Source organism: Bacillus sp. ISL-75 (assembly GCF_018613095.1).
Map to the genome: position 1 here is coordinate 49,587 of NZ_JAGGQX010000046.1, position 21,736 is coordinate 71,322.

Below are 21,736 nucleotides of genomic sequence, written 5' to 3' on the forward strand. Positions count from 1 at the left end.
ATATGAATAAGCCTAAATTATGGACGAAAGGTTTTATAAGTACTTCTTTAAGTAACTTCTTTCTATTTTTAACCTTTTATGTTTTACTCGTCACACTTCCTATATATGCGATACAGGAGTTCCATAGCAATGCATCAGAAGCGGGATTGATGACAACGGTCTTTTTATTTTCAGCGATTATCTCCCGTCCTCTGGCTGGTCAATGGCTTGAAAAAGCTGGTCACAAAAAGGTGCTGCTTACCGCACTGATAATTTTCTCAGGCGCCTCCCTGTTATACTTTTTTCCAAAAACAATCATTGGTTTTCTTTTCATTCGGTTATTACACGGAATTGGTTTTGGCATGGCAACAACCGCTGCAGGGGCAATCGTGGCGGATCTCATTCCGACTTCACGCCGTGGTGAAGGCATGGGCTATTTTATTATGTCGACGAATATGGCGATGGTGCTAGGGCCATTTATCGGCTTAACGGCCATTCAGCAATGGGGAGCAAAAACCCTGTTTATCGTCAGTGTCATTGTCGCGATTGGGGCCCTGATTACAGGTTTAAGCGTAAAGGTTAAAGAAATGGGGCAAGCAGACCACATGGCCGTCCATTCTGCGTTTTCATTTCGAAACTTTTTCGAAGTTTCCGCCATTCCTATCGCAATCGTCGGCTGCTTTCTTGCCATCGTTTATTCAGCGCTTCTTTCTTTCGTATCTGTATTTGCCACTGAAATACACCTTACCGAGATTTCTAGTCTTTTCTTTGTCGTCTATGCGATTGTTTTATTGATTTCAAGACCTTTTACTGGAAAATGGTTAGACCAGCATGGTCCCAATGTGATTGTCTATCCATCCATCGCTTTGTTTGCCATTGGGATGTTTATTTTAAGTCAAAGCGGCAGCGCGGTCAGCTTTCTCCTTTCAGCAGGAATGATTGGTTTAGGCTGGGGAACACTTTTTCCAACCTTCCAAACCATCGCCATTCAAGATGCAGCACCTAGAAAACGAGGATTAGCTACAGCTACTTTCCTATCAATCTATGATATTGGGATTGCATTAGGCTCGTTTCTTCTAGGCTTAGCCGCCGCAAAAATGGATTATAGCTCGCTTTATTTCTTATGTTCATTCTACATTCTTTTGGGTATTGTTCTTTATTACTTTCTTTATACGCGAAAACAAGCATCGTTTAAGGAACATAAAACAGAGTTAAATAACGTTAACTCTTAATGAATGCTAACCACTTTTAAAAATGGATAATTTAACTACAAGAACCATCAATCCGAAGCAGGAAATGATGGTTCTTTTTATTTTGCTGCCAGCACTAAACGTTTTTTGATGGTCTCCATTAAGAAATATTTTCTAGGATGGGCAGTTGATTTTACATAAGTTTCTATTTACGCTAAGCTTAATCTAGCTTTAATTTTTTAAAAAAATGGAGGTTATTGATGTGATTGACGTTCTAATTGTTGGTGCTGGGCCTACAGGAGCAAGTGCAGCCCTATTTACAGCTAAAGCTGGTAAGAAAACATTGGTTATTGATAATGATAAAAGTGTGACCAAGCGTGCTTGGATTGAGAACCATTATGGTGTTGCAGAAATTACTGGACCTGACCTAGTTGAAACTGGTAAGAAACAAGCCAGCAAATTCGGTGCAGAAATTGTCCAAGCTACGGTTTCAAATATCAGTAAAACTGAAAGCGGTTTTAAAGTTGAAACCAATCAAGGGGAATATGAGGCTAAACATGTTGTTCTTGCCACTGGCATGTCTGTTGATCTAGCTGAAACAGCGGGTTTACAAACAAAGCCAGGTACAGAGCCAAGAATCAAGACTATTTTTGACGTAGATGCTGCTGGAAAAACAAATATTGACGGCATTTGGGCAGCAGGAACAGTTGCCGGTGTGAGTATGCATACCATTATTACTGCTGGCGACGGTGCCAAGGTGGCGATTAATGTTATTAGTGAAATAAACGGTGAACGTTATGTTGACCATGATGTTTTAAAAGCTTAAAAAAGGGTTACATAAAGGGGGAAGCCAGATGGCAGGAAAGAAAATGGACCATGTCGGTGTGATGGTAAGCAACCTTGAGGCCTCACTTATTTTTTATCAAAAAGTGGTTGGGATGGAGCTAAAAGACCAGTTTACGATTGCCAACGGTTCAATAACTTTAGCCTTCCTTGGATTCAATGGTACAGACGAAACAGAATTAGAATTAGTATTTGGTGGTAATCCCGACCTTCCAACTGAAGGGAAAGTTAATCACGTTGCCTTTTTGGTGGACGATATAGAAGATGAATTCAAGCGTTTAAAAGGTGTCAACGTAGTTTTCATTAGTGATGAAATCGTGACACTTCCGAACGGATATCGTAATTTCTTTGTGCAAGGACCCGATGGTGAAAAAGTCGAGTTTTTCCAAAGGTAAGTTAAATTTAAGAAAAGGGACTCAGCTGAGTCCCTTTTCTTCATTGTGAGTACAAGATGCTTTTCACATAAAAATTGACAGTCTAAACCCTTCCTTTTAAAATTGGTTTAACTTGATTATCATTAGCTTTGGTAATCTTACTAAATATTTTAAAATACATACAAGGAGCGGTTTCATTACTTATCATTTTCTAGAGTAAGGGGAAATTTTATGATTAAAAAAGATACGAATCTTAAACCCGTCGTTGCTGGTTTACTGTTAGCGATATTAATGGCAGCTATGGACAATACGATCGTAGCTACTGCGATGGCTACCATTGTAGCAGACCTCGGCGGCTTTGATAAATTTATTTGGGTCACCTCTGCCTATATGGTAGCAGTAATGGCAGGAATGCCGATTTTCGGTAAGCTTTCCGATATGTACGGACGGAAACGCTTTTTTATTTTTGGACTCATCGTCTTTCTGATTGGCTCGGCATTATGCGGTATTGCCCAGAGCATCGTTCAATTAAGTATTTTCCGTGCCATTCAGGGGATCGGCGGCGGAGCCCTGATGCCGATTGCTTTTACGATAGTTTTTGATATTTTCCCACCTGAAAACCGCGGGAAAATGACCGGTTTGTTGGGGGCAGTTTTCGGAGCATCCAGCGTCTTAGGGCCGTTACTTGGGGCCTACATAACTGATTATATTAGTTGGCACTGGGTTTTCTATGTGAATGTACCAATTGGAATTGTATCGATTTACTTAATTGTTCGTTATTATCATGAATCATTACAGCATTCCAAGCAAAGGGTTGATTGGCTTGGGGCGATAACACTGGTCATTTCGGTGGTGAGCTTAATGTTTGCCCTTGAGCTAGGCGGGAAAGAATATGCTTGGGATTCTACTCCAATCATCGCATTGTTTGCCAGCTTCTTCGTCTTTTTTGTAGCCTTTTTCATTGCTGAAATAAAGGCTGCTGAACCGATTTTACCGCTTTGGCTCTTCAAAAGGCGCTTATTTGCCACCTCGCAAATCTTGTCCTTTTTATACGGCGGTACGTTTATTATTTTAACCGTGTTTATACCGATCTTCGTTCAAGCGGTTTATGGTGGGTCGGCTAAGAATGCTGGATTGATTTTAACACCAATGATGCTCGGGTCTGTTGCAGGGAGTTCGGTGGGCGGTATTTTCTTGACGAAAACCTCCTACCGCAATTTGATGATTGTTTCGATTATTTCATACGTTCTTGGCATGTATTTCCTGGGTACCTTGACTGTCGATACAGCACGTTCCTTGCTGACGATTTATATGATTTTGGTTGGTTTCGGGGTTGGTTTTTCCTTTTCTTTATTACCAACTGCTTCCATGCACAATTTGGAACCGCAATACCGCGGGACAGCCAACTCAACAAACTCATTTTTACGGTCATTTGGAATGACACTTGGGGTAACAATCTTTGGAAGCCTGCAAAACAATTTGTTTACGGATAAATTGAAAGATGCGTTTAAAGGCATGGAGGGTGCAGGAGATTTTAAAATGGGCGATCCCCGCCAAATTTTCCAAGCGAGTGAACGCTCAAAAATTCCAGATTTAATTTTAGATAAAATTGTTCATGCGATGTCTGATTCAATTACACATACCTTTTTACTAACATTGATTCCCATTGCGATTGCGGCGATTACAATCTTTTTCATGGGCAATGCCCGGGTAGAAGTCAGTAAGAAACAGGTAAAAGGATAATAGTTAAGCACTTGGGCGTTTTATCCCAAGTGCTTATTTTTGTTATCTTATTCTGCAAACTTCCCGTCCATATAATCGCGATAGGCCTGGCGGATTTCTTCTTCGGTGTTCATGACAAAAGGTCCCCTCGCAACGATTGGCTCATTCAGTGGTTTTCCTGCATATAACAACAAGCGAAGAGATTCCCTGGCGGTAATAGTAACTTCACTGGTTTGTCCCGCCTCGCCTTTACCTAGCAGAAGCACATGGCCCTTTTCGGCCTCTGTCTTACTTTTTCCAAACTGACCTTTTCCTTCTAAAACATACATGAAGCCATTGTAGTCTCCCGGAAGATCCTGGGTAACGGTTGCTCCTGGTTGTAAGTTGATTTCAATCATTGTCACCGGAACATAATTTTTCGTTGTCGATTGAATGCCGCCTGATGAACCGGAAAAGATTCTGATTAATACCCCATCCTCTTCGCGCACTGGCATGTCTTTGGCACGGAGATTTTGATAACGCGGTTCTGCCATTTTGTGCTCACGCGGCAGGTTCACCCATAGCTGCAAGGAATGAACGGTCTCTCCTTCAGCCGGGTCTTCGATATGGATCACGCCTTTTCCGGCTGTCATCCACTGGACATCACCAGGCTCAAGCTCCCCCCGTCCCGCTTTATTATCCTGATGCTCAAGTTTTCCCTCAATCACATAAGTCACTGTTTCAATCCCACGATGCGGGTGGAAATCAAAGGTACCTTTTTTAAAAAAATCTTCTGCAAGAAATAGAAATGGATCTGACTCCTTCATTTGATTTGGATCCAAAACCATTCCCGCTGTATGTATCGGACTATTCTGGTGATGCTGTACCGTCCAAACACGGTCAATACCCCTTTGGAAAATTTCACTCATGCTTTGTATCCTCCCTTTGTAAATCATGATAATGGTATCGTTATTAAGAGGTTATATCAAATTTAAGGATTGATATGTGCAAAAAAGGGATTCGCTCATTGAATACCGCGATTCGCCCATTAAACATCGAAATTCGCTCATTAAATCTGTAGATTCGCCCATTAAATACCAGGATTCGCTCATTGAATACCGAAATTCGTCCATTGAAATATATCCGGAAAAATATTTTACAAAAATTGATAAAATTCGGCAGGAATTTCTATACTTCTACTAGAATTCATTCATAAATTGAGAGGAGTGTTAATTTTGATAATAAAAGAACGGACAAAACCATTAATTATGCTTATATTAGAAGCTTTACTGCGGCGGCTCCCCTACAGTCACCAAAAGTACCAACAAATTTTAGAAGAGCTTGGAAGGAGGCAGGCCGGCTTCCTTGGTGAGAAATCGCTCGATTACTATTATCGTGACCTTCCACAGCAGAAATATATGATCCTCCACGATTTAAACCTACCTGATGGTGACTACAACTGCCAAATTGATACCCTACTTCTAACACCTGAATTCGCCCTAGCAATCGATGTGAAAAACATGGCCGGAAAATTAATATTTGATACTGAAAATGAACAGTTTATTCAAATCAACAATGGTATTGAAAAAGGATACGGTTATCCGATTGCTCAGGGAGAAAGACATCAAAAATACTTACAGAAACTTCTTGCTGAACATCATTTCCCTCCAGTTCCAGTTGAATATTTAGTGGTGATTAGTAATAGCTATACTACATATGCTGTTACAGGAAAAAATGCCCACAAAGTTAAACCTCGAGTATGTAAGGCCGACGTCTTCTTAAACAAAATTACCCTTTTAGAGAAACAATATCCGAAACCGTTATTGACCGCTAAAGACCTCCGTAAGCTTTGCCGTCTCCTCGTGAAAAAGAATACCATTCCAACAAGCTATGTATTGAATAAATATGGTATTCAGAAATGTGACCTGTTAACGGGTGTCCACTGTCCTACCCTCTCTAATCATTCCCTTGTCCGTAAGAACCAAAAATGGTACTGTCCTGCCTGCGATACTTTTTCAAAGGATGCACATATTAACGCATTGAAGGATTATTTTCTGCTGTTTGGTCCGACGATAACAAATAAGCAGTTTCGGGAATTTGCTCACTTAAAATCACGGGATGTAGCAAAAAGAATACTGCTATCTTGTAATCTGCAATGCCTTGGAAAGTACAGATCCTGGTCCTATGCTCCAAAGAGCTTCCCCTGGTGAGTTTTAATTTCAAATTTATTAACAGGGTAAAAATGATTCGCTCATAAAGTTGCGAAATTCGCCCATTAAACGCCTAAATTCGCTCATTAAATCTGTAGATTCGCCCATTGAACGCAGAAATTCGCCCATAAATCAAAAATGCACTACTTGAATTACCCCATTAAAGAAAAATATCGATTAAAACCAATAAAAGACACCTAAATTAGGTGTCCTCTACCATAATATTGAGGAAAGCAAGCATTTTTTTCAAAAAATGCCCCCTCGTTATACCTCGAGATCCTTGCCCTCTTCGACTACATGGAAGAGAAGATGGGCTAGATGATGGATCGGGCCATATTCTTCCTCGTCCTCATCGTCTGGTTCCTCATTAAACTCCATGTCATTTAAGAATAGCGCCATAAATTCGTAAAAGTCCTTCAATTGGAAGGAATAGCAGCCAACTGGGTCTTCTTTGTCTTCCTCATAGTGCAATACCATATAAGAGAGGTCCCCGTCCTCATCTTCTGCATCAAAAAACACAAATAGACCAATGTTTGTGTCGAGCTCAAATAAATGCCTTGTTCCACCTTCCGTGGCTTTCGTAAAATCTTCTTGACTAAGCTTTTGAATCTGCATGCTATCTACATTATCTTCTTGATGGAATCCGACAACAAATGATTTCATGTTTTCCTCCTTCGTTCTTTCCGTAATAAAAAACACATGTCAATAGCATACCCTAATTCAAGCTCGTTTCATTCCTAATCAGCTAAAAATAGATAAAAAGGTGACATCGTTAATCACACTGTTTATCTTCCCCTTCAAAATGATCATTTAAGAGTGTATTTTCACTTGGAGCGAAATTAACTGACTGTAAACTCATTTTCGGCTCAAGTCCGTAAAGTTCGTCGACTGATTTACTTTCATTTTTCTCACTCGGGGATTTTTCTTTTTTCATTTTTATCACCTCTTTCATAATAATATTTTCCTAGTATTGTCTGCCTTAATTTTAATTAACATTCAAATATCAAAAAAAAATCCCTGATCAGTTCAGGGATTTTTGATAACGATCAGCCAATTGGCGGTTGAATGGGATGATATGCAGGTCCACCAGTTGAATAGGCCACGTCACTGCTTGACGTTGACACTTTCACATCCTTAGTTGAAGTAAAAAGAGTAATCAGTGAGATTGAAAACATTATGACAACAAACTTTTTCATATAAATGCCTCCTCCGATTTAAGTTATTTTATTTAAATAAGTAACTGCATCAACAACCAGACCCTTTTGATTGTAATAATCTGCAAGCATTTTATAAAAACAGGTTAGGTCATCACTATGTTCATTTTCCTCTTCAAAATAGGGAATTACCTTAGATTCCAAATATTTAAACGCTTTTGCTGGAGAGGCCATATGGAGGAGATAAAAGTCCGCCAAGAGTCTATATTTTTTAACCCCCAGCTCTTTTGCCAATAAGTTAACTTCTTGGAAGCAGACTTTTGCTTTTTCAATGGAGTTAAGTGAATGGTGCAGCTCCCCAATCGCATGTAATGTGACCAGATAGTGCTGATTTTTGTTTGGCTGCAAGGCCAAACTTTTTTGATAATAGTACAGAGCTTCCTTTGCATTCTTCATTTTAAATTGCAAATGGCCCATATTATGATAGATCTGGGGAAGTAATTTATCTTTCTTTAATAATTCTGCGTTACGGATTAAGTGCTGAAAACACTCCTGTGCTTCCTCATATATATTGGAGTGGGTATAATTAATCCCGAGCAGCATAAGTGTGTGGAGAATTCGGATGAAGTTATGCTGATTCATGAATATTTGCAGGGCCATCTTACCAAAATGGATAGCATGTCCTGATTGCTCAAGTGAGCTTTTTACAAGTGATCGATGATAGAGAAATTCCCCACTTGATGCTTCATTTTTATTTCCTGTATGTAAAACATCGAGGATTTCATCCGCATTTTGATATTGACCCTTCCACATTAAGAATATCGCATGATAGTATCGAAATAAATAATCTTCATGTTGCGAAAAATTTTTCTTTTGCTTATATAAAAGAGCTCTTTGATGCTCTGCATCTTCAACAAGTCCCTTAAATATAAGATATCTAAATTTATATAGCTCGTAGATATACATATATTTGGAGAATGGGATGAGGTGTTCTATTTTCACTAGTTTCTGATAATTTTCTTCTATTTCATCCCTTAGATAAAAATTAATCTTACCGTCTAGCCTTCTTAGTAAGATCTTTATTTCTTCTTCTTTTTCCTCCATCTCTTCTAGGCTTATGTTTAGCCGCTTGAGTAACAGGGCAATTGTTTCTTCGTTTGCTTCTTTTGAATTGTTCTCAATTTTACTTAAATGCGGGACAGAGCAAATCCCTTTGGAAAGCTCTGCTTGTGTCATTCCTCTTTGAGTTCGATAGAATTTAATCAGGGCTCCAAATTCCATAATGCCACCCAGCGCACCTTTCCTTTTTTTAACTATTTTACAACAATATGAGTATTTCATACAGATACTTTTCAGATTATTAAAAAAATAAAAATTTTAGTACCACTTAAAACTTGGGAAAATTTTTATAATATACAAAAAAACCAGCCCTCCGAAGGACTGGTAAATCTAAAAATATTTCTTTTTCCAAAAAACGAAGGCTGTTAAACTTGTTAAAAAAGCAGAGATTACTAGTGGTATTGCATAGGAATGAGTAGAATGCTGGAAAGGGATATCAACGTTCATCCCATAAAAGCTCGCTACCATCGTTGGGAAGGATAAAATAATTGTAATGGAAGTTAAGAATTTCATTACAATGTTTAAGTTATTCGAGATAATCGATGCAAAGGCATTCATCATACCTGTTAAGATCGAGCGATAGGTTTCAGCCATTTCAATCGCCTGTGTTTTTTCAATAATAACATCTTCTAATAAGTCCTTGTCTTCTTCATACATTTTTAAATAGTTAAAGCGCAAAATTTTATCGAGGACAACCTTATTTGACTTTAACGAAGTCGTAAAATAAACCAAACTTTTCTCTAAAGCCAGAAAGGCAAATAGCTCTTTATTTTTCAACGATTGATGAACAACGCGTTCAATTTCATTTGTTTTCTTGTTAATTTGCTTTAAGTACCGAAGATAATAAGAAGAGATGACAAACAGAATTTGCAATGCAAAGCGTGTTTTTTTAAACGTAAAAAACTCTTTCACTCTATTCTTCCGAAATTCCTCTAAAATCGGTGTATCTTTTAAGGAAACGGTAATGATACATTCGTCCGTAAGAATTATACCGATTGGAATGGTTTCATAACCAGCAAAACCATCTTCATCATGAACAATGTAGGGAAAATCGACAATGATATAGACCCGGCCATCATCACGTTCAATCCTCGGGCGTTCTTCATCATCCAGGGCGTCTTTGATGATATCAACATCCACTTGAGCATCCATTGATACCTTATTAATTTCTTCTTGTGTTGGGGCATACATATTGACCCAGCAGCCTTTTGAGATTACATCTACCTGTTCTAAAACTTTTGTCTCAGTGCTTTTAAAAATTTCCAGCATGACTTAACCTCCTCACTCATTTTGTTTGAGGAAGCCAACAACCTTTTCTAGAGTTGATATTCTTGATATTCAATTCAATCCATTCAAAGATAACATTGACTTCCCCTCGCCTACTTGGGTCCGGGTCTACGGAATAACTCAAAAATATCAACTCCCTCTAACCTTTTATATATCCTTTCCTATCATAAACCCTAATCATCGAAAGTACAAAGGAGTTTTTTTGGAATTATTCATCTTGCTCAAAATAAGGGTTTAAATGAATTAAAACTTCCTGAATATTATCAAATTTATCCATTAATTTTTGTTTAATTAATTTTGCGAGGTCATGCCCTTGCTTGATCGTTTTATAGTGATCGATTGATATACGTAAATCCACCAATACATAATGACCCAGTTCTCTTGCTCTAATCCGGTCAATTCGTTTTACCTCTTGGAACTCGTTAACAACAGCGATGTATTCCTGCAGTGTCTCTGTATTAATATTACGTTCGAGTAAGATGTCAAATGCCTCTGTTAACATTTCCTTTGCTATTTTAAAAATTAAGTAAGCGACAAAAATACTGGCTGCCTTATCCCCGTATAGTAAAAAATGGATATCGAATCGGTTCCCTGCGATGGAAAGGAGAACCCCGATTGCAGCAGCTATTGATGCGACAATATCTGCTTTATGGTCAAAGGCGATTGCCTCAATGGCTTTACTCTTATTCTGTTTCGCAACCTTTAATGAACTGCGGTATAAAATAACCTTGGTTACATATGAAAATAGGGCAACCCACATCGCCAGTAAGCTGGGTGATTCCACTTCATGAAAGAAACCGCTGATGCCTTCGTAAACCACATAAATGGCGACGAGAAAAAGCAATATACCAATTATGCCTGAAACAATGACTTCGGCCTTCCCATGTCCATAAGGATGTTCATTATCAGCAGGCTTATTAGCAATTTTAATCACTAACAGCACAATGACAGATGCAAAGACATCTGCGGCTGAGTGGATTCCATCTGCAAAGACCGCGTCACTATGACCATACCAACCAATGACTATTTTTCCTAAAGTAAGAATAATGTTACTGATTACACTGATCCAGGCTACTTTTTTAGCCAGAGTTTCTCTCATCTCCATAAGTAAACCACCTTTAAAATTACCTCTAGAAATCATAGCAAACGTAACCTAGATGGGTCTAGAGAAAAAGTCTTGCCTGCTTCAAGCTATGTTGGGCATATGCAAAATCATAATCCTTCTTCACCTTGACTTTCCTCTTTGACCATTTCAATCTCTTCAACAACAGAAATTTTATTGATTTGGTCATGCAGAAAATGAAAAGCTTCGTCTAACTTTTCCCGAGATGGGAATTCATTTTTTTCGTTCATAATGTAACCTCCAGTTGAGATTTATTTTTTATTGGGAGTAATCCTGTCAAAAAAAGAAAAAAATACCCTTGTATCAAACACGAAAAGGGAGGAATTAAGATGGACAATAAGAATCAGAAAGCTAATCCAAAGAAAGAATTGGCAGGTAGTTTCTATCATCCAAGTTATTATCAAGAATCGGATGACCTTTCTGCCGGGCTTGCCACTACACATGAACAAGCTAGTGACACGTATACTGAAGGTGAAATTGGCGCAGTGATTGATGATGTAAATGGTAAGGATATCCCCATTCCACAAAAAGGCTATGATAAACAATAAAATTAGAGAAAACAGCTCTCGCTTGAAAGCTGTTTTCTTTTTTTATCCATCATTTATCATCATGATCAACGTAAGGGTCGTGTTCAAATGCAGGTAAATCCCCAAAGCTTGTCATGATTCCTTCCTCATCAAGGGCATCTTCATATTTTTCATGCTGAGGGTTTGGATAAACCTTGATTTCATTACCATACATGTCATTTCCAACGAAATTTTCATAGTCCTCGACATAGCCAATGTTTTCGTCTGCTTCAGAATAGATATCACTATAACTATCCTGTGGGAAGGCTAAATCAGATGGAGTTTCGGATGTTCCCCATGCTGCAACCGTCTGCCAAGAATCTTCGGCATCATATGCAACATTTTCGTCCTTTTCATCCATATCAAACTTACCAAATGGCGGCATCAAAACGCCTTCTTCAACAGGTCGTTTGTGTGAGGTAACCTGATCGGGGCTGTGCTCGATACAATAGGTCGTATTGGGCAAGGCCTCTAAACGTTCTAACGGTATTTCTTTTCCGCATACCTCACAGTTTCCATAGGTTCCATTTTCCATCGCTTCTAATGCATGATTTATATTCCTTAGTTCAAATTGATAATGTTCATTTAAAGCAATATCTTTCTCCCGTTCATATAATTCGGTTCCTTCATCGGCTGGATGGTTATCAATGCTGGATAACTCTCCCATTGACTCATGAAAATGACCTCTTTCTAAACCAAAATGATCATTTTGTTCTAAATGCCCTTCCACTTCACTCTTTTCCTGTAACAACTGTAACCGTAACTCAGCTAACTGCTGTGTCGATAACATGTGAAAACCCCTTTCAATGAAAAACGCAATTATTTATTACTCGATCTATTTCACCATTTATGTTTTTTATTTTTATTGTTCTCCTATATTTTCATTTTTTTCGTGGTTGATTATGTAATGAAAATTTAATTCCATCAAAAACCTAACTAATGCATCGATTATTAACTGAATAAGAATTGAACATGCGAGTATCTTAAGAAATATCAATTATGGAGAAATGAGGAGATTATGTGGTTAATGAAAACTTTGATAAATTCAGACAAGAACAAAAGGAACATCAAACAGTCTATTTAGGCGGTAACAAAACGCAAAAGCCAGGCCTTAATGATCCAGAATATAATAATCAAGATAATACCGACAAATCGCCAGGAGCAACCGGACGGGATATTTAGATAAAAGGAGAATTTCAATGAGTAAATCTAAAGCCGGTGCGGGCGAAAAAAACGATATGAAATGGTGGCAGCTTTCTTTATTTGGTGTGGGTTGTACAATTGGGACAGGTTTTTTCCTTGGCTCTGGTTTAGCAATTAAGATGACTGGCCCCTCTATTTTAGTTGCGTTTATGATCGCTGCCCTTGGAACCTATTTTGTCTATGATTCTTTGTCAAAGATGACTTCCCAAGAGCCTCTTAAGGGCGGTTTTAGGTCGTATGCCAAGAAAGCCTATGGAAGATGGGCAGGATTTAGCAGCGGCTGGGTTTACTGGTCCTCAGAGGTGCTAATCATGGGAAGCCAAATGACGGCCCTCTCCATTTTTTCTCGTTTTTGGCTTCCAAAAATACCTTTATGGATTTTCGCCACAATCTATGCTGTTCTAGGATTAGTCGTTATATTAATCGGGGTAAAAGTTTTAAACAAGCTTGAAAATATTCTTGCCATCTTAAAAATCTCAGCAATACTAATGTTTATCGTTATAGCTTTGCTAGCCATTTTTGGGGTCATTAATGGGGATCGCCCGATTCAGTACCCGAATAGTAAAAGCGAAATCCTTCCACATGGCTTTAAAGGTTTGTGGTCGGCTGTAATATTTGCTTTCTATGCCTTTGGGGGAATAGAAATCTTAGGTTTAATGGCAACAAATTTAAAAGATCCAAAAGAGGCTCCAAAAGCAGGAAAAGTGATGTTGTTTACGCTGATGGTTATTTATGTTATTTCGATCGGCCTAGCGGTCATCATCGTTTCATGGAATCAATTTAATACAAAGGAAAGTACATTTGTGGTTGCCTTAGATGCTTACCATCTAACTTTTGTTCCGCATTTATTTAATGCAGCATTAATTATAGCAGGGTTTTCGACAATGACAGCTTCTCTTTATGGCGTTACAAGCGTTCTTGTTACCCTTGGAGAAGAAGGCGATGCACCTGAAAGTTTTTCAAAACAGGGGAAATTAAAGGTGCCCCTCCCTGCACTGCTAGTTACAATGCTTGGAATTACTGCTTCGATTGTATCCGCGCTGGTACTGCCAGATCAAATTTATGAGTGGGTGACAACAGGAGCAGCATTAATGCTACTTTATAATTGGCTCTTTATCCTTGCATCCTCAAGAAAAATCTTAGAGTTAAAGCTAAAGGAAAAAATAATGTATTCAATTGGTGCCCTATTTATTTTAATTGCTGTCAGTGGAACACTTTTTCACAAAACAAGCAGACCCGGCTTTTTTATAAGCTTAGCCTTTCTTGTGATTATTGGAGCGATTACCTTAATCATGTCGTTCAAATGGAAAAAGTCTAAGAAAAAAGTACTAAACCCTTGGCCAACAGCCTAAAAAGTTCAGACAAAATTTAAAAGGCTTCCTCAAAAGATCATTTGTCAATGACTTTTTGAGGAAGCCTCCTATTTTGCCCCATACGGAATTAACTGATGGCTAAATGTTGGTAAGCAATATTCATATTTTTCCTAAGTTCATTTGGGTGATCATGATAGACGATTTCCCCCTTATTTAAAATGTAGACATCGTCAGCAATACTTAAGGCCGTTGCAATGTTTTGCTCCACCAAAAGCATCGACATACCAGATTCCTTTAATTTAACGAGAACATCCATTACTTCTCCTACCATTAAAGGAGAAAGTCCTTCTGTTGGTTCATCAAGAAGAAGAATTTTTGGATTTCTCATTAAAGCCCGGCCAATAGATAGCATCGATTGTTCCCCGCCACTTAGGTTCCCTGCGTGCGTCTTTTCTCTTTCTTTCAAACGCGGAAATAGATCAAAAATTCGTTCCAAATTCCAATTCCCATGAAGCTGATTGGCAAAGACACTTAAATTTTCACTTACCGTTAAGTTTGTGAAAATCCTTCTTCCCTGCGGAACAATACCAATGCCTTTGTTGGCAATTTGATGACTTTTCAGTTTGATAACATTTTCTCCTTCTAATACAATTTCACCTTCTTTTTTTGCGACAAATCCTATGATCGAATGAATAGTCGTTGTTTTCCCCATACCATTCCTGCCAAGTAGTGTCACCACACTCCCTTTATAGACCTCTAGGTTAACTCCATGAAGGATATGGCTGGCCCCATAATAACTATGAACACCCTTTAAACTAAGCATTGGTCAGTTCCTCCTTTCCCATATAGATTTCTTTTACGTGTGGATTTTCCCTAACCTCTTCAGGGCTTCCATCGGCAATTAATGTCCCAGCATGCAGGACAATCACGCGATCCATGTTACCAAATAAAACCTCGATATCATGTTCAATCATCATAATCGTTACTTCAGACGGTAATTTATTGATTAATGCAATGATTTGGTCGGTCTCCACTTGAGACATCCCGGCAGTCGGCTCATCTAATAAAAGCAAATTAGGGTTCCCGGCTATGGCCATTATAATCTCAATTTGACGTTGTACCCCATAGGATAAATCTTGGACCTTTGAATAACTATATTCTTGTAATCCCCACTCATTAAGGAGTTCTTCCACTTTCTCAAAGATTGATGGATAATTTTTCTTATTTAGTTGTTTCCACCATTGGGTATGTTTTTGATTTATTCGCTGTAAAACAAGCAGCAAATTTTCTTTGACCGTTAATCCCTTCATTAAATTATTCTTTTGGAATGTCCGGACAATCCCTTGTTCTGTCCGTTTATAATTTGGCAAACGATTAATCATCTCATCATAATAACTAATTGTTCCCCCTGAAGGCTCTAAATCCCCGGCAATCATATTAAATAAAGTTGATTTACCGGCACCATTTGGTCCAATCAGGCCCACTCGTTCTCCTGTGGCAACTTCTAATGTAACATCCTCGATTACCTTAATTCCGCCAAAATGTTTTGAAAGGCCTCTTAGCGAAAGAATTTTCTTATTCTCCATCGATATTCACCTATCCATCCATTTTAGTTTGCTGCTTAATTTGGATTATTTTTGGTTCCCTTTGGTCAATCCTTTGCTGTTTAAATATTGTTCTTTTTGCACTATTGAATATCCCGACAATTCCATTAGGGGCAAAAATAACAAATAATATGAATGTAGCACCAATAATCATCATCCAATTTTCCGTATAGGAACTAATAATCGTTTCTAAAATTACGATGAAGGCAGCTCCAATGACTGGACCCCATAATGTGCCGACACCACCGATTAAAACCATGATTAGCACAGATCCTGATGCTGTCCAATAAACATCAGTTGGTGAGATGAAGCCGTTGAAAATAACATAAAAACTTCCAGCTAAACCACCAATCGTTCCTGCAATTAAAAAGCTAATGTTTTTATATAACGCTGTATTATAGCCAATCGATTTCATCCGTTCTTCATTTTCTTTAATTCCAATAAATACAGATCCTAACGGGGAATGTAGGAACCTGCTCAAGAAGAATAGTAGTATGGTGATCCCAACAAGAATAAAGTAATAAACAAAAACTTGATTCGAAAGTCGTATATCAGCGAATAGATCTAAAGGTGAAATACCAGATAAACCGTTCGAACCCCCGGTAACAGTGGTCCATTGATATACTATCGAATAAAAAATTTGCGAACAGGCAAGGGTTAGCATTAAGAAATAAAAACCATGTGCTTTAGTAGCAAGTAAACCAATGATCAGTGCGAGCAAAAGGGCAAACAAAAGTCCAATTCCGATGGTGATAAAAATGTTGGTGCTAAACTTTATTGCAGCTAATCCTGTTGCATAAGCACCCGCACCAAAGAAAGCGGCATGGCCCAATGAAACCATTCCTGTTTGCCCGACCAGAATATTTAGGCTTACGGCAAACACACTTAGAATTAGTATTTCAGTTAGGATATTAACGTAATAAATGGATAAAAAGAATGGAATTAAACCCATCAATAAAAATAATAGAGTTCCTTTTATCGGTCTCTTTCTCATTACGCCACACTCCTGCCGGTTAGACCTTTTGGACGAACTACTAGTACCAATGCCATTAGCGCAAATGTAATGATTAAGCTAAGTTCAGGTACGAAATAGCGGCTAAAAGTTTCAACAAATCCGACTAGGATACTTGCAATAAACGTTCCCATCACGGAGCCTAGTCCACCCACGACAAGAACAACAAGAGACAGGATAAGAATTTGAAACTCCATTCCCGGAAATACACCTAAAATAGGTGATCCTAGTACTCCCCCTAAACCCGCCATTAAACTTCCTAGGAAAAATACGCAAGTAAAGACAAATTGAATGTTAACTCCTAAACCTCCGACCATTTCCTTATCAGACAATCCTGCCCGGATCACTGCACCCCATTTTGTTTTTTCTTGGGTATACCATAAGAAAATAGCCATCACGATTCCAATCACTATTAATGCGAGGCGGTAAGCAGGAATGGCATTACCTGCAATTTCCACAGACATATTAAGAGCATCCGGTGGGTTTACAACCAAAATATTTTTTCCCCACATCATCGAAAAAATGTCGTGAAAGATGTACGCCAATCCAAAGGTTAATAACACCTGAGAAAGGTGCCCAAGCTTGTATGTAGGCCGGAGCATCACCACTTCTAACACTAATCCTGTGATGGCGATTAAGAGTGGAACTGCCATTAAGGCCACCCAAAATGGCAAGCCTGCCTCCATAATCAACGAGTAGCCAACATAGGAACCTAGTACATACAAAGAACCATGTGCCAGATTTAAAACACCCAATATACCAAATACTATGGTGATCCCGCTTGTGATGATAAAAAGTAAGAGTCCATAGCTTAATCCATTCATCATTTGCATAAATAGAGCACTCAAGTGGTTGGCCTCCTTATCCTTGACTTTTAAAAGAAAGAGGCAAAGAAAATCCTGCCTCTTTCACCATACATATGGAATAATTTACATTTACGCGAGAATTTAACCTTATTTTCCTGGATCAACGACTTGAGGAATGGTATCAATTACCTTATTCTCGGTTTTTCCATTCACAATACCTGTTTCGACAATATAAAGATTTTGAATCACATTATGCGTTTCTTTATCAAACTTAATTGGTCCTCTTGGACTGTTAATTTCAATCGAAGACATCGCTTCAATCAACTTATCTGGATCACTTACATCACCATCTAATTTTTTAATCGCTTCAGCCAGAATCATGGCCGCATCGTATCCCTCTGCAGATTCAATACTTGGACGTTTGTTGTATTTCTTCTCATAAGCATGGATAAATGCCTGATTTTCTTTCGTATCTAGGCTATAGTCCCAGAAAATGGAGGCCTTAATTCCATCCGGTGAATTACCTTGCTGCGGCCGGACATCTTCGGCTGTAAGCCAACCTGATCCAATGAGTGGTATTTTACCTTTTAAACCATATTGATCATATTGTTGAACAAATCTAACGGCATCACTACCAGCGTAGAAGGCATAAATACCATCAATTCCGTCTGTATTCATTTTCCCTAGATAGGAGGAATAGTCATTATTTCCTAGTGGAGGATAAACTTCACCAGCAATTTGCCCGCCCGCCTTTGTAAAGGCTTCCTTAAATGCTTCTGCTACTTCATGACCAAATGCATAATCAGCAGCGGTAACATAGATTTTCTTTCCTACGTATTTATATGCCCATTCACCCATCGAATGACCGATTTGCCATGAACTAAAGGAGGACCGGTAAATGTAATTGCTTCGCTTGGCTCTTGTTAGATCATTCCCTCCTGCATGAGCATCGAGAAACGGAAGTTTTTTGCTGTCTACTTCATCACGGATCGCATAAGCAACAGCTGTACTAACTGGTCCTGTTAAGATGTCGATTTGATCTTGGTCCGTTAATTTCCTAAGCTTTCTTAACGCCACCTGCGGATCTGCCTCTGTATCTTCATGAATAATCTCAACTTTTTTACCAGCAACTTCAAAATTTTGTTCCTCAAAGTATAGATTCATACCATTTAATAGGTTTTCACCTAGTGATGCGTATACACCAGTAGAAGGTAGTAATGCCCCAATTTTAATAGGGGAATTATCGTTGGTTTTATCTTTCGTTTTCTCTTTGGATGTAGATGTGTTAATCGCTCCTGAACTGCACGCTGAAAGTAATAGGACTAATAGGATTAAGATAGATCCATTTCTTTTAAAATTTTTCATAATTACCCCCTTGTTTTTGTTAACGCTTTCAATTTAAAAAGTCCGGCCTCCTTTATTTTAAATATTTAGAAGATTTCTAATATTATTATATTGTTTAACTTGTTTATTTACAATACCTTTTTTTAACACTAATTTAAAATTCATAATACGAAATTAGGGTAATTCTCAAAGAAATAGACATAAAAATTAAAAATTACTCCTAATAAAGTATTCATGTTTTTATTACTAGAGAAAAAAATTCGCATCATCATTTAGGGATATATTACTATAAACCCCTAAGTTGCCAAAAAAATTTCATCTGCCAAACCAATTAAAAAAAGCCAGTTTAAGAGCTGGCCTTTAAGTAACGATATAGAATAGTTTATACTTGTTTTAACCTAAACCGCTGTACTTTACCGGTGGTTGTTTTCGGCAATTCAGAGATAAATTCGATTTCCCTGGGATATTTATACGGTGCTAGATTTTGTTTTACATAGAGTTTGAGATCTGCCTTTAAGTCCTCGGAAGGCTCTACCCCATCCCTTAAAACAATATACGCTTTTGGGTAAACGAGATTATTTTCATTTTTAGCACCGACGACTGCAACCTCAAGTACTTTCTCATGTTGGAAAAGTGTAGTTTCTATTTCAATGGGCGAAACCCAAATTCCCCCCACCTTCAACATGTCATCTGATCGGCCGCAGTACCAAAAATATCCTTCTTCATCTTGAAAATATTTATCTCCTGTATACATCCACTCTCCGTGGAATTTACTTTGATTTTCCGCCAAATTACAAAAGTATCCAATACTGACACTATCACCTTTTATGACAAGGTCACCAATTTCATTTACGGCAACTGGCATCGACTCTTCATCGACGATTTTTACCTTGTATCCTGGGACAACACTACCAGTGCTTCCAGCTTTAATATTACCTATAGTATTTGATAGAAAAATGTGTAAGGCTTCTGTTGAACCAATTCCATCTAAAATATCAAGATTAAACAACTGCTTCCACTTTCGAATGAAAGTTGCTGGCAGCGCTTCTCCTGCGGACACACATATTCTTACCGATGAGAGGTCTGGAATGACTCCCGTTTTTTCAACATATTGAATCAAAGCCCCAAATAATGTAGGTACACCAAAAAAGATAGTTGGCTTCTGTTTTTCAATTGTTGCAAAAATATTTTCTGGTGTCGGGCGATCCTTCAATAATACTGTTGATGCACCGGCCCCTAATGGGAAGTACATTCCATTCCCCATCCCATAAGCAAAAAATAACTTGGAAGCAGAAAATGTTCGGTCGTTCTCATTGATATGGAGTATTTTTTCAGCATAGTTTTTATAGGCTACTTCCATACTTCTCTGGATATGGACAACCCCCTTTGGATTACCCGTGCTTCCAGAGCTATAAAGCCAAAAAGCAGGGTCTTCCGAAGTGGTTCGTTCAACCTCCAATTCAGATGAAGCAGAATTAATAAACTCGTAATAATCAGCAGCATCCGGATTACTATAACCTGTCTCTGAAATCACAATGATATTCTTTAGAAAAATAAAGCGGTCTCTATCTTCCTTGATTGTGTTCCAGACTTCTTCTTGGATTAGTAAAACTTTGGCACGACTATGATTTAGAAAGTATTCGTAATCTTGTGGTTTCATTGAAGTATTGACAGGTATTGGAATAGCACCTATTTTGACAGCTCCAAAAAAGGAGTAGATAAACTCTGGCGAATCACTAACAACCTGCAAGATCCGATTTTCGCGTTCCACACCAATTCCCTTGAGAGCGTTTCCAAATTTATTTACTTTGAAAAGAAGTTCCTGATAGGTGACCTGTTCATCTTCACAATAAATGGCCACGTTGGTGCCAAGACCCTTCTTAACATTTTCCTCTATAAAACGATAAGCACTATTATAATTGTCTTTTATGCCTTTTAATTGTTGAACTGACTCTAGCATTCTATAACCCCCAAGAAAAAATTGGAACTCGTTACTTCGGGTATATCCTTCTGCCGAATCTAGTAGGGTAAAATTCTTTAATTGGATGCGTAATTAGAGGGTCTGACTCTAAGAGTAAAGCCAGCCCCTAAGGAATATTACTTACCAGTCCATTCTGCTGCCCGTTTTTCGATGAAAGCAGATAAGCCTTCTTTTGCATCTTGAGAACGGAATAATAGATTTTGTAATTCGCCCTCATAGCGGATGGCTGCGTTTAATGGCATTTCCTTTCCGTTCATGATTGACAGTTTAATGTTAGAAGCCGCATATGTGGCACTACTAGCAATCTTCCTTGCGTATTCTAATGTTTTTGCACGAGTTTCTTCTTGTGGATAAACACGGTCAACTAATTTAATATTCAAGGCTTCCTGTGGTGTTAATGTTTCCCCTGTTATATTCAAATCAAGGGCTTTAGAATGGCCAACTTGGCGTGCTAGACGTTGTGTACCGCCCGTACCCGCTAAAACGCCAAGAGTAATTTCTGGCAGTCCAATTTTACCTGCTTGGTCACCCATAAAACGCAGGTCACATGCTAATGCCATTTCAAGTCCACCGCCAACCGTGTGGCCTTCAAGACAAGCGATCCAAATTTGCGGAGAACGAGCAATTTTATCTAAAGTTTCATTGCAGAATAAGCAAAATTGTGTTTTAAACCGCGGCTCAGCTGCTTTAAGGAAATTAATATTCGCTCCAGCTGAGAAGAATTTTGGCATATCACTCATTAAAACAACGACTTTAATTTCGCTATCAAAACGAATATCATCAATGGCAGCGTTTAACTCTTTGTAGTATTCTAAATCATAGGCATTCGTTTTATTGACATGAATATGGACCTCCGCAATTCCATTTGCTTTTTTTACAGTTAAAGTCTTCGTTTCTAATTGAACATTTGTCATTTGAATTCCTCCA

24 protein-coding genes are annotated in these 21,736 nt (G+C 38.3%); 8 read left to right on the forward strand and 16 right to left on the reverse strand.

Going from position 1 to position 21,736, the window contains the following annotated elements:
* Nucleotides 1-2: 2 nt before the first annotated feature.
* The 4 genes from J7E63_RS18760 (at nucleotide 3) to J7E63_RS18775 (ending at nucleotide 4,129) form a co-directional block, all read left to right on the forward strand.
* Nucleotides 3-1,211 carry an MFS transporter gene (locus J7E63_RS18760; protein WP_215015096.1) on the forward strand — a complete coding sequence of 403 codons (1,209 nt, stop codon included), beginning with the start codon at nucleotides 3-5 and terminating at the stop codon, nucleotides 1,209-1,211.
* A 205-nt stretch (nucleotides 1,212-1,416) separates the two neighbouring features.
* A complete protein-coding gene (locus J7E63_RS18765) occupies nucleotides 1,417-1,995 on the forward strand; it encodes an FAD-dependent oxidoreductase (protein WP_251033614.1) in 579 nt (192 codons plus the stop codon).
* Nucleotides 1,996-2,023: 28 nt separating this feature from the next.
* Nucleotides 2,024-2,407, forward strand: coding sequence for a VOC family protein (locus J7E63_RS18770; RefSeq protein WP_215015100.1), 384 nt, complete (start codon nucleotides 2,024-2,026; stop codon nucleotides 2,405-2,407).
* Nucleotides 2,408-2,617: 210 nt separating this feature from the next.
* Nucleotides 2,618-4,129, forward strand: coding sequence for an MDR family MFS transporter (locus J7E63_RS18775; protein WP_215015102.1), 1,512 nt, complete (start codon nucleotides 2,618-2,620; stop codon nucleotides 4,127-4,129).
* Nucleotides 4,130-4,176: 47 nt separating this feature from the next.
* Here the strand turns inward: J7E63_RS18775 and J7E63_RS18780 are convergent, their stop codons facing one another.
* Nucleotides 4,177-5,016, reverse strand: a complete 840-nt coding sequence (locus J7E63_RS18780) for a pirin family protein (protein WP_215015104.1) — start codon at nucleotides 5,014-5,016, stop codon at nucleotides 4,177-4,179.
* Between the two features lie 306 nt (nucleotides 5,017-5,322).
* On the opposite strand from J7E63_RS18780, the gene J7E63_RS18785 reads away from it, so the two are divergent.
* Nucleotides 5,323-6,297 (forward strand): nuclease-related domain-containing protein, encoded by a 975-nt coding sequence (locus tag J7E63_RS18785; RefSeq protein WP_215015106.1) that lies wholly within the window; start codon nucleotides 5,323-5,325, stop codon nucleotides 6,295-6,297.
* 264 nt (nucleotides 6,298-6,561) lie between these two features.
* Here the strand turns inward: J7E63_RS18785 and J7E63_RS18790 are convergent, their stop codons facing one another.
* The 7 genes from J7E63_RS18790 to J7E63_RS18820 all read right to left on the reverse strand — a co-directional run bounded on the left by J7E63_RS18790 (nucleotide 6,562) and on the right by J7E63_RS18820 (nucleotide 11,210).
* Nucleotides 6,562-6,960, reverse strand: a complete 399-nt coding sequence (locus tag J7E63_RS18790; RefSeq protein ID WP_215015108.1) for a cytosolic protein — start codon at nucleotides 6,958-6,960, stop codon at nucleotides 6,562-6,564.
* Nucleotides 6,961-7,069: 109 nt separating this feature from the next.
* Nucleotides 7,070-7,249: a hypothetical protein gene (locus J7E63_RS18795; RefSeq protein WP_215015174.1), complete on the reverse strand. Its 180-nt coding sequence runs from the start codon at nucleotides 7,247-7,249 to the stop codon at nucleotides 7,070-7,072.
* A gap of 94 nt (nucleotides 7,250-7,343) precedes the next feature.
* A complete protein-coding gene (locus J7E63_RS18800) occupies nucleotides 7,344-7,493 on the reverse strand; it encodes a hypothetical protein (protein ID WP_215015110.1) in 150 nt (49 codons plus the stop codon).
* A gap of 18 nt (nucleotides 7,494-7,511) precedes the next feature.
* A complete protein-coding gene (locus J7E63_RS18805; protein ID WP_215015112.1) occupies nucleotides 7,512-8,732 on the reverse strand; it encodes a tetratricopeptide repeat protein in 1,221 nt (406 codons plus the stop codon).
* Nucleotides 8,733-8,900: 168 nt separating this feature from the next.
* Complete coding sequence (locus tag J7E63_RS18810; protein ID WP_215015114.1) at nucleotides 8,901-9,839, reverse strand: magnesium transporter CorA family protein; 939 nt, start codon at nucleotides 9,837-9,839, stop codon at nucleotides 8,901-8,903.
* A gap of 226 nt (nucleotides 9,840-10,065) precedes the next feature.
* Complete coding sequence (locus J7E63_RS18815) at nucleotides 10,066-10,962, reverse strand: cation diffusion facilitator family transporter (protein WP_215015116.1); 897 nt, start codon at nucleotides 10,960-10,962, stop codon at nucleotides 10,066-10,068.
* Between the two features lie 107 nt (nucleotides 10,963-11,069).
* A complete protein-coding gene (locus J7E63_RS18820; RefSeq protein ID WP_215015118.1) occupies nucleotides 11,070-11,210 on the reverse strand; it encodes a hypothetical protein in 141 nt (46 codons plus the stop codon).
* 99 nt (nucleotides 11,211-11,309) lie between these two features.
* Between J7E63_RS18820 and J7E63_RS18825 the strand changes: the two genes are divergently transcribed.
* A complete protein-coding gene (locus J7E63_RS18825) occupies nucleotides 11,310-11,528 on the forward strand; it encodes a YozQ family protein (protein WP_098930799.1) in 219 nt (72 codons plus the stop codon).
* Between the two features lie 49 nt (nucleotides 11,529-11,577).
* On the opposite strand, the gene J7E63_RS18830 is transcribed toward J7E63_RS18825, so the two are convergent.
* Complete coding sequence (locus tag J7E63_RS18830; RefSeq protein WP_215015120.1) at nucleotides 11,578-12,336, reverse strand: yteA family sporulation protein; 759 nt, start codon at nucleotides 12,334-12,336, stop codon at nucleotides 11,578-11,580.
* Nucleotides 12,337-12,566: 230 nt separating this feature from the next.
* Between J7E63_RS18830 and J7E63_RS18835 the strand changes: the two genes are divergently transcribed.
* Both J7E63_RS18835 and J7E63_RS18840 read left to right on the forward strand, forming a co-directional pair.
* The gene (locus J7E63_RS18835) at nucleotides 12,567-12,728 is read left to right on the forward strand and encodes a hypothetical protein (RefSeq protein WP_215015122.1); all 162 of its coding nucleotides are present in this window, start codon (nucleotides 12,567-12,569) and stop codon (nucleotides 12,726-12,728) included.
* 17 nt (nucleotides 12,729-12,745) lie between these two features.
* Nucleotides 12,746-14,101, forward strand: a complete 1,356-nt coding sequence (locus tag J7E63_RS18840; protein WP_215015129.1) for an amino acid permease — start codon at nucleotides 12,746-12,748, stop codon at nucleotides 14,099-14,101.
* A gap of 88 nt (nucleotides 14,102-14,189) precedes the next feature.
* Here J7E63_RS18840 and J7E63_RS18845 read toward each other — a convergent pair whose 3' ends face one another.
* The 7 genes from J7E63_RS18845 to J7E63_RS18875 form a co-directional block, all read right to left on the reverse strand.
* A complete protein-coding gene (locus J7E63_RS18845) occupies nucleotides 14,190-14,885 on the reverse strand; it encodes an ABC transporter ATP-binding protein (RefSeq protein WP_215015131.1) in 696 nt (231 codons plus the stop codon).
* A complete protein-coding gene (locus J7E63_RS18850) occupies nucleotides 14,878-15,648 on the reverse strand; it encodes an ABC transporter ATP-binding protein (RefSeq protein ID WP_215015139.1) in 771 nt (256 codons plus the stop codon). Before J7E63_RS18850 ends, J7E63_RS18845 begins: the two co-directional genes overlap by 8 nt.
* A gap of 10 nt (nucleotides 15,649-15,658) precedes the next feature.
* Complete coding sequence (locus J7E63_RS18855) at nucleotides 15,659-16,660, reverse strand: branched-chain amino acid ABC transporter permease (RefSeq protein WP_215015141.1); 1,002 nt, start codon at nucleotides 16,658-16,660, stop codon at nucleotides 15,659-15,661.
* Nucleotides 16,660-17,526, reverse strand: coding sequence for a branched-chain amino acid ABC transporter permease (locus J7E63_RS18860; RefSeq protein ID WP_215015143.1), 867 nt, complete (start codon nucleotides 17,524-17,526; stop codon nucleotides 16,660-16,662). The genes J7E63_RS18855 and J7E63_RS18860 overlap by 1 nt, the downstream gene beginning before the upstream one ends.
* A 105-nt stretch (nucleotides 17,527-17,631) precedes the next feature.
* Nucleotides 17,632-18,849, reverse strand: coding sequence for an ABC transporter substrate-binding protein (locus J7E63_RS18865; protein ID WP_215015145.1), 1,218 nt, complete (start codon nucleotides 18,847-18,849; stop codon nucleotides 17,632-17,634).
* A 361-nt stretch (nucleotides 18,850-19,210) separates the two neighbouring features.
* On the reverse strand, nucleotides 19,211-20,788 hold the full coding sequence (locus J7E63_RS18870; RefSeq protein ID WP_215015147.1) for a benzoate-CoA ligase family protein: 1,578 nt from the start codon (nucleotides 20,786-20,788) through the stop codon (nucleotides 19,211-19,213).
* A gap of 137 nt (nucleotides 20,789-20,925) precedes the next feature.
* Nucleotides 20,926-21,723 carry an enoyl-CoA hydratase/isomerase family protein gene (locus tag J7E63_RS18875; RefSeq protein WP_215015149.1) on the reverse strand — a complete coding sequence of 266 codons (798 nt, stop codon included), beginning with the start codon at nucleotides 21,721-21,723 and terminating at the stop codon, nucleotides 20,926-20,928.
* Between the last annotated feature and the right edge of the window lie 13 nt (nucleotides 21,724-21,736).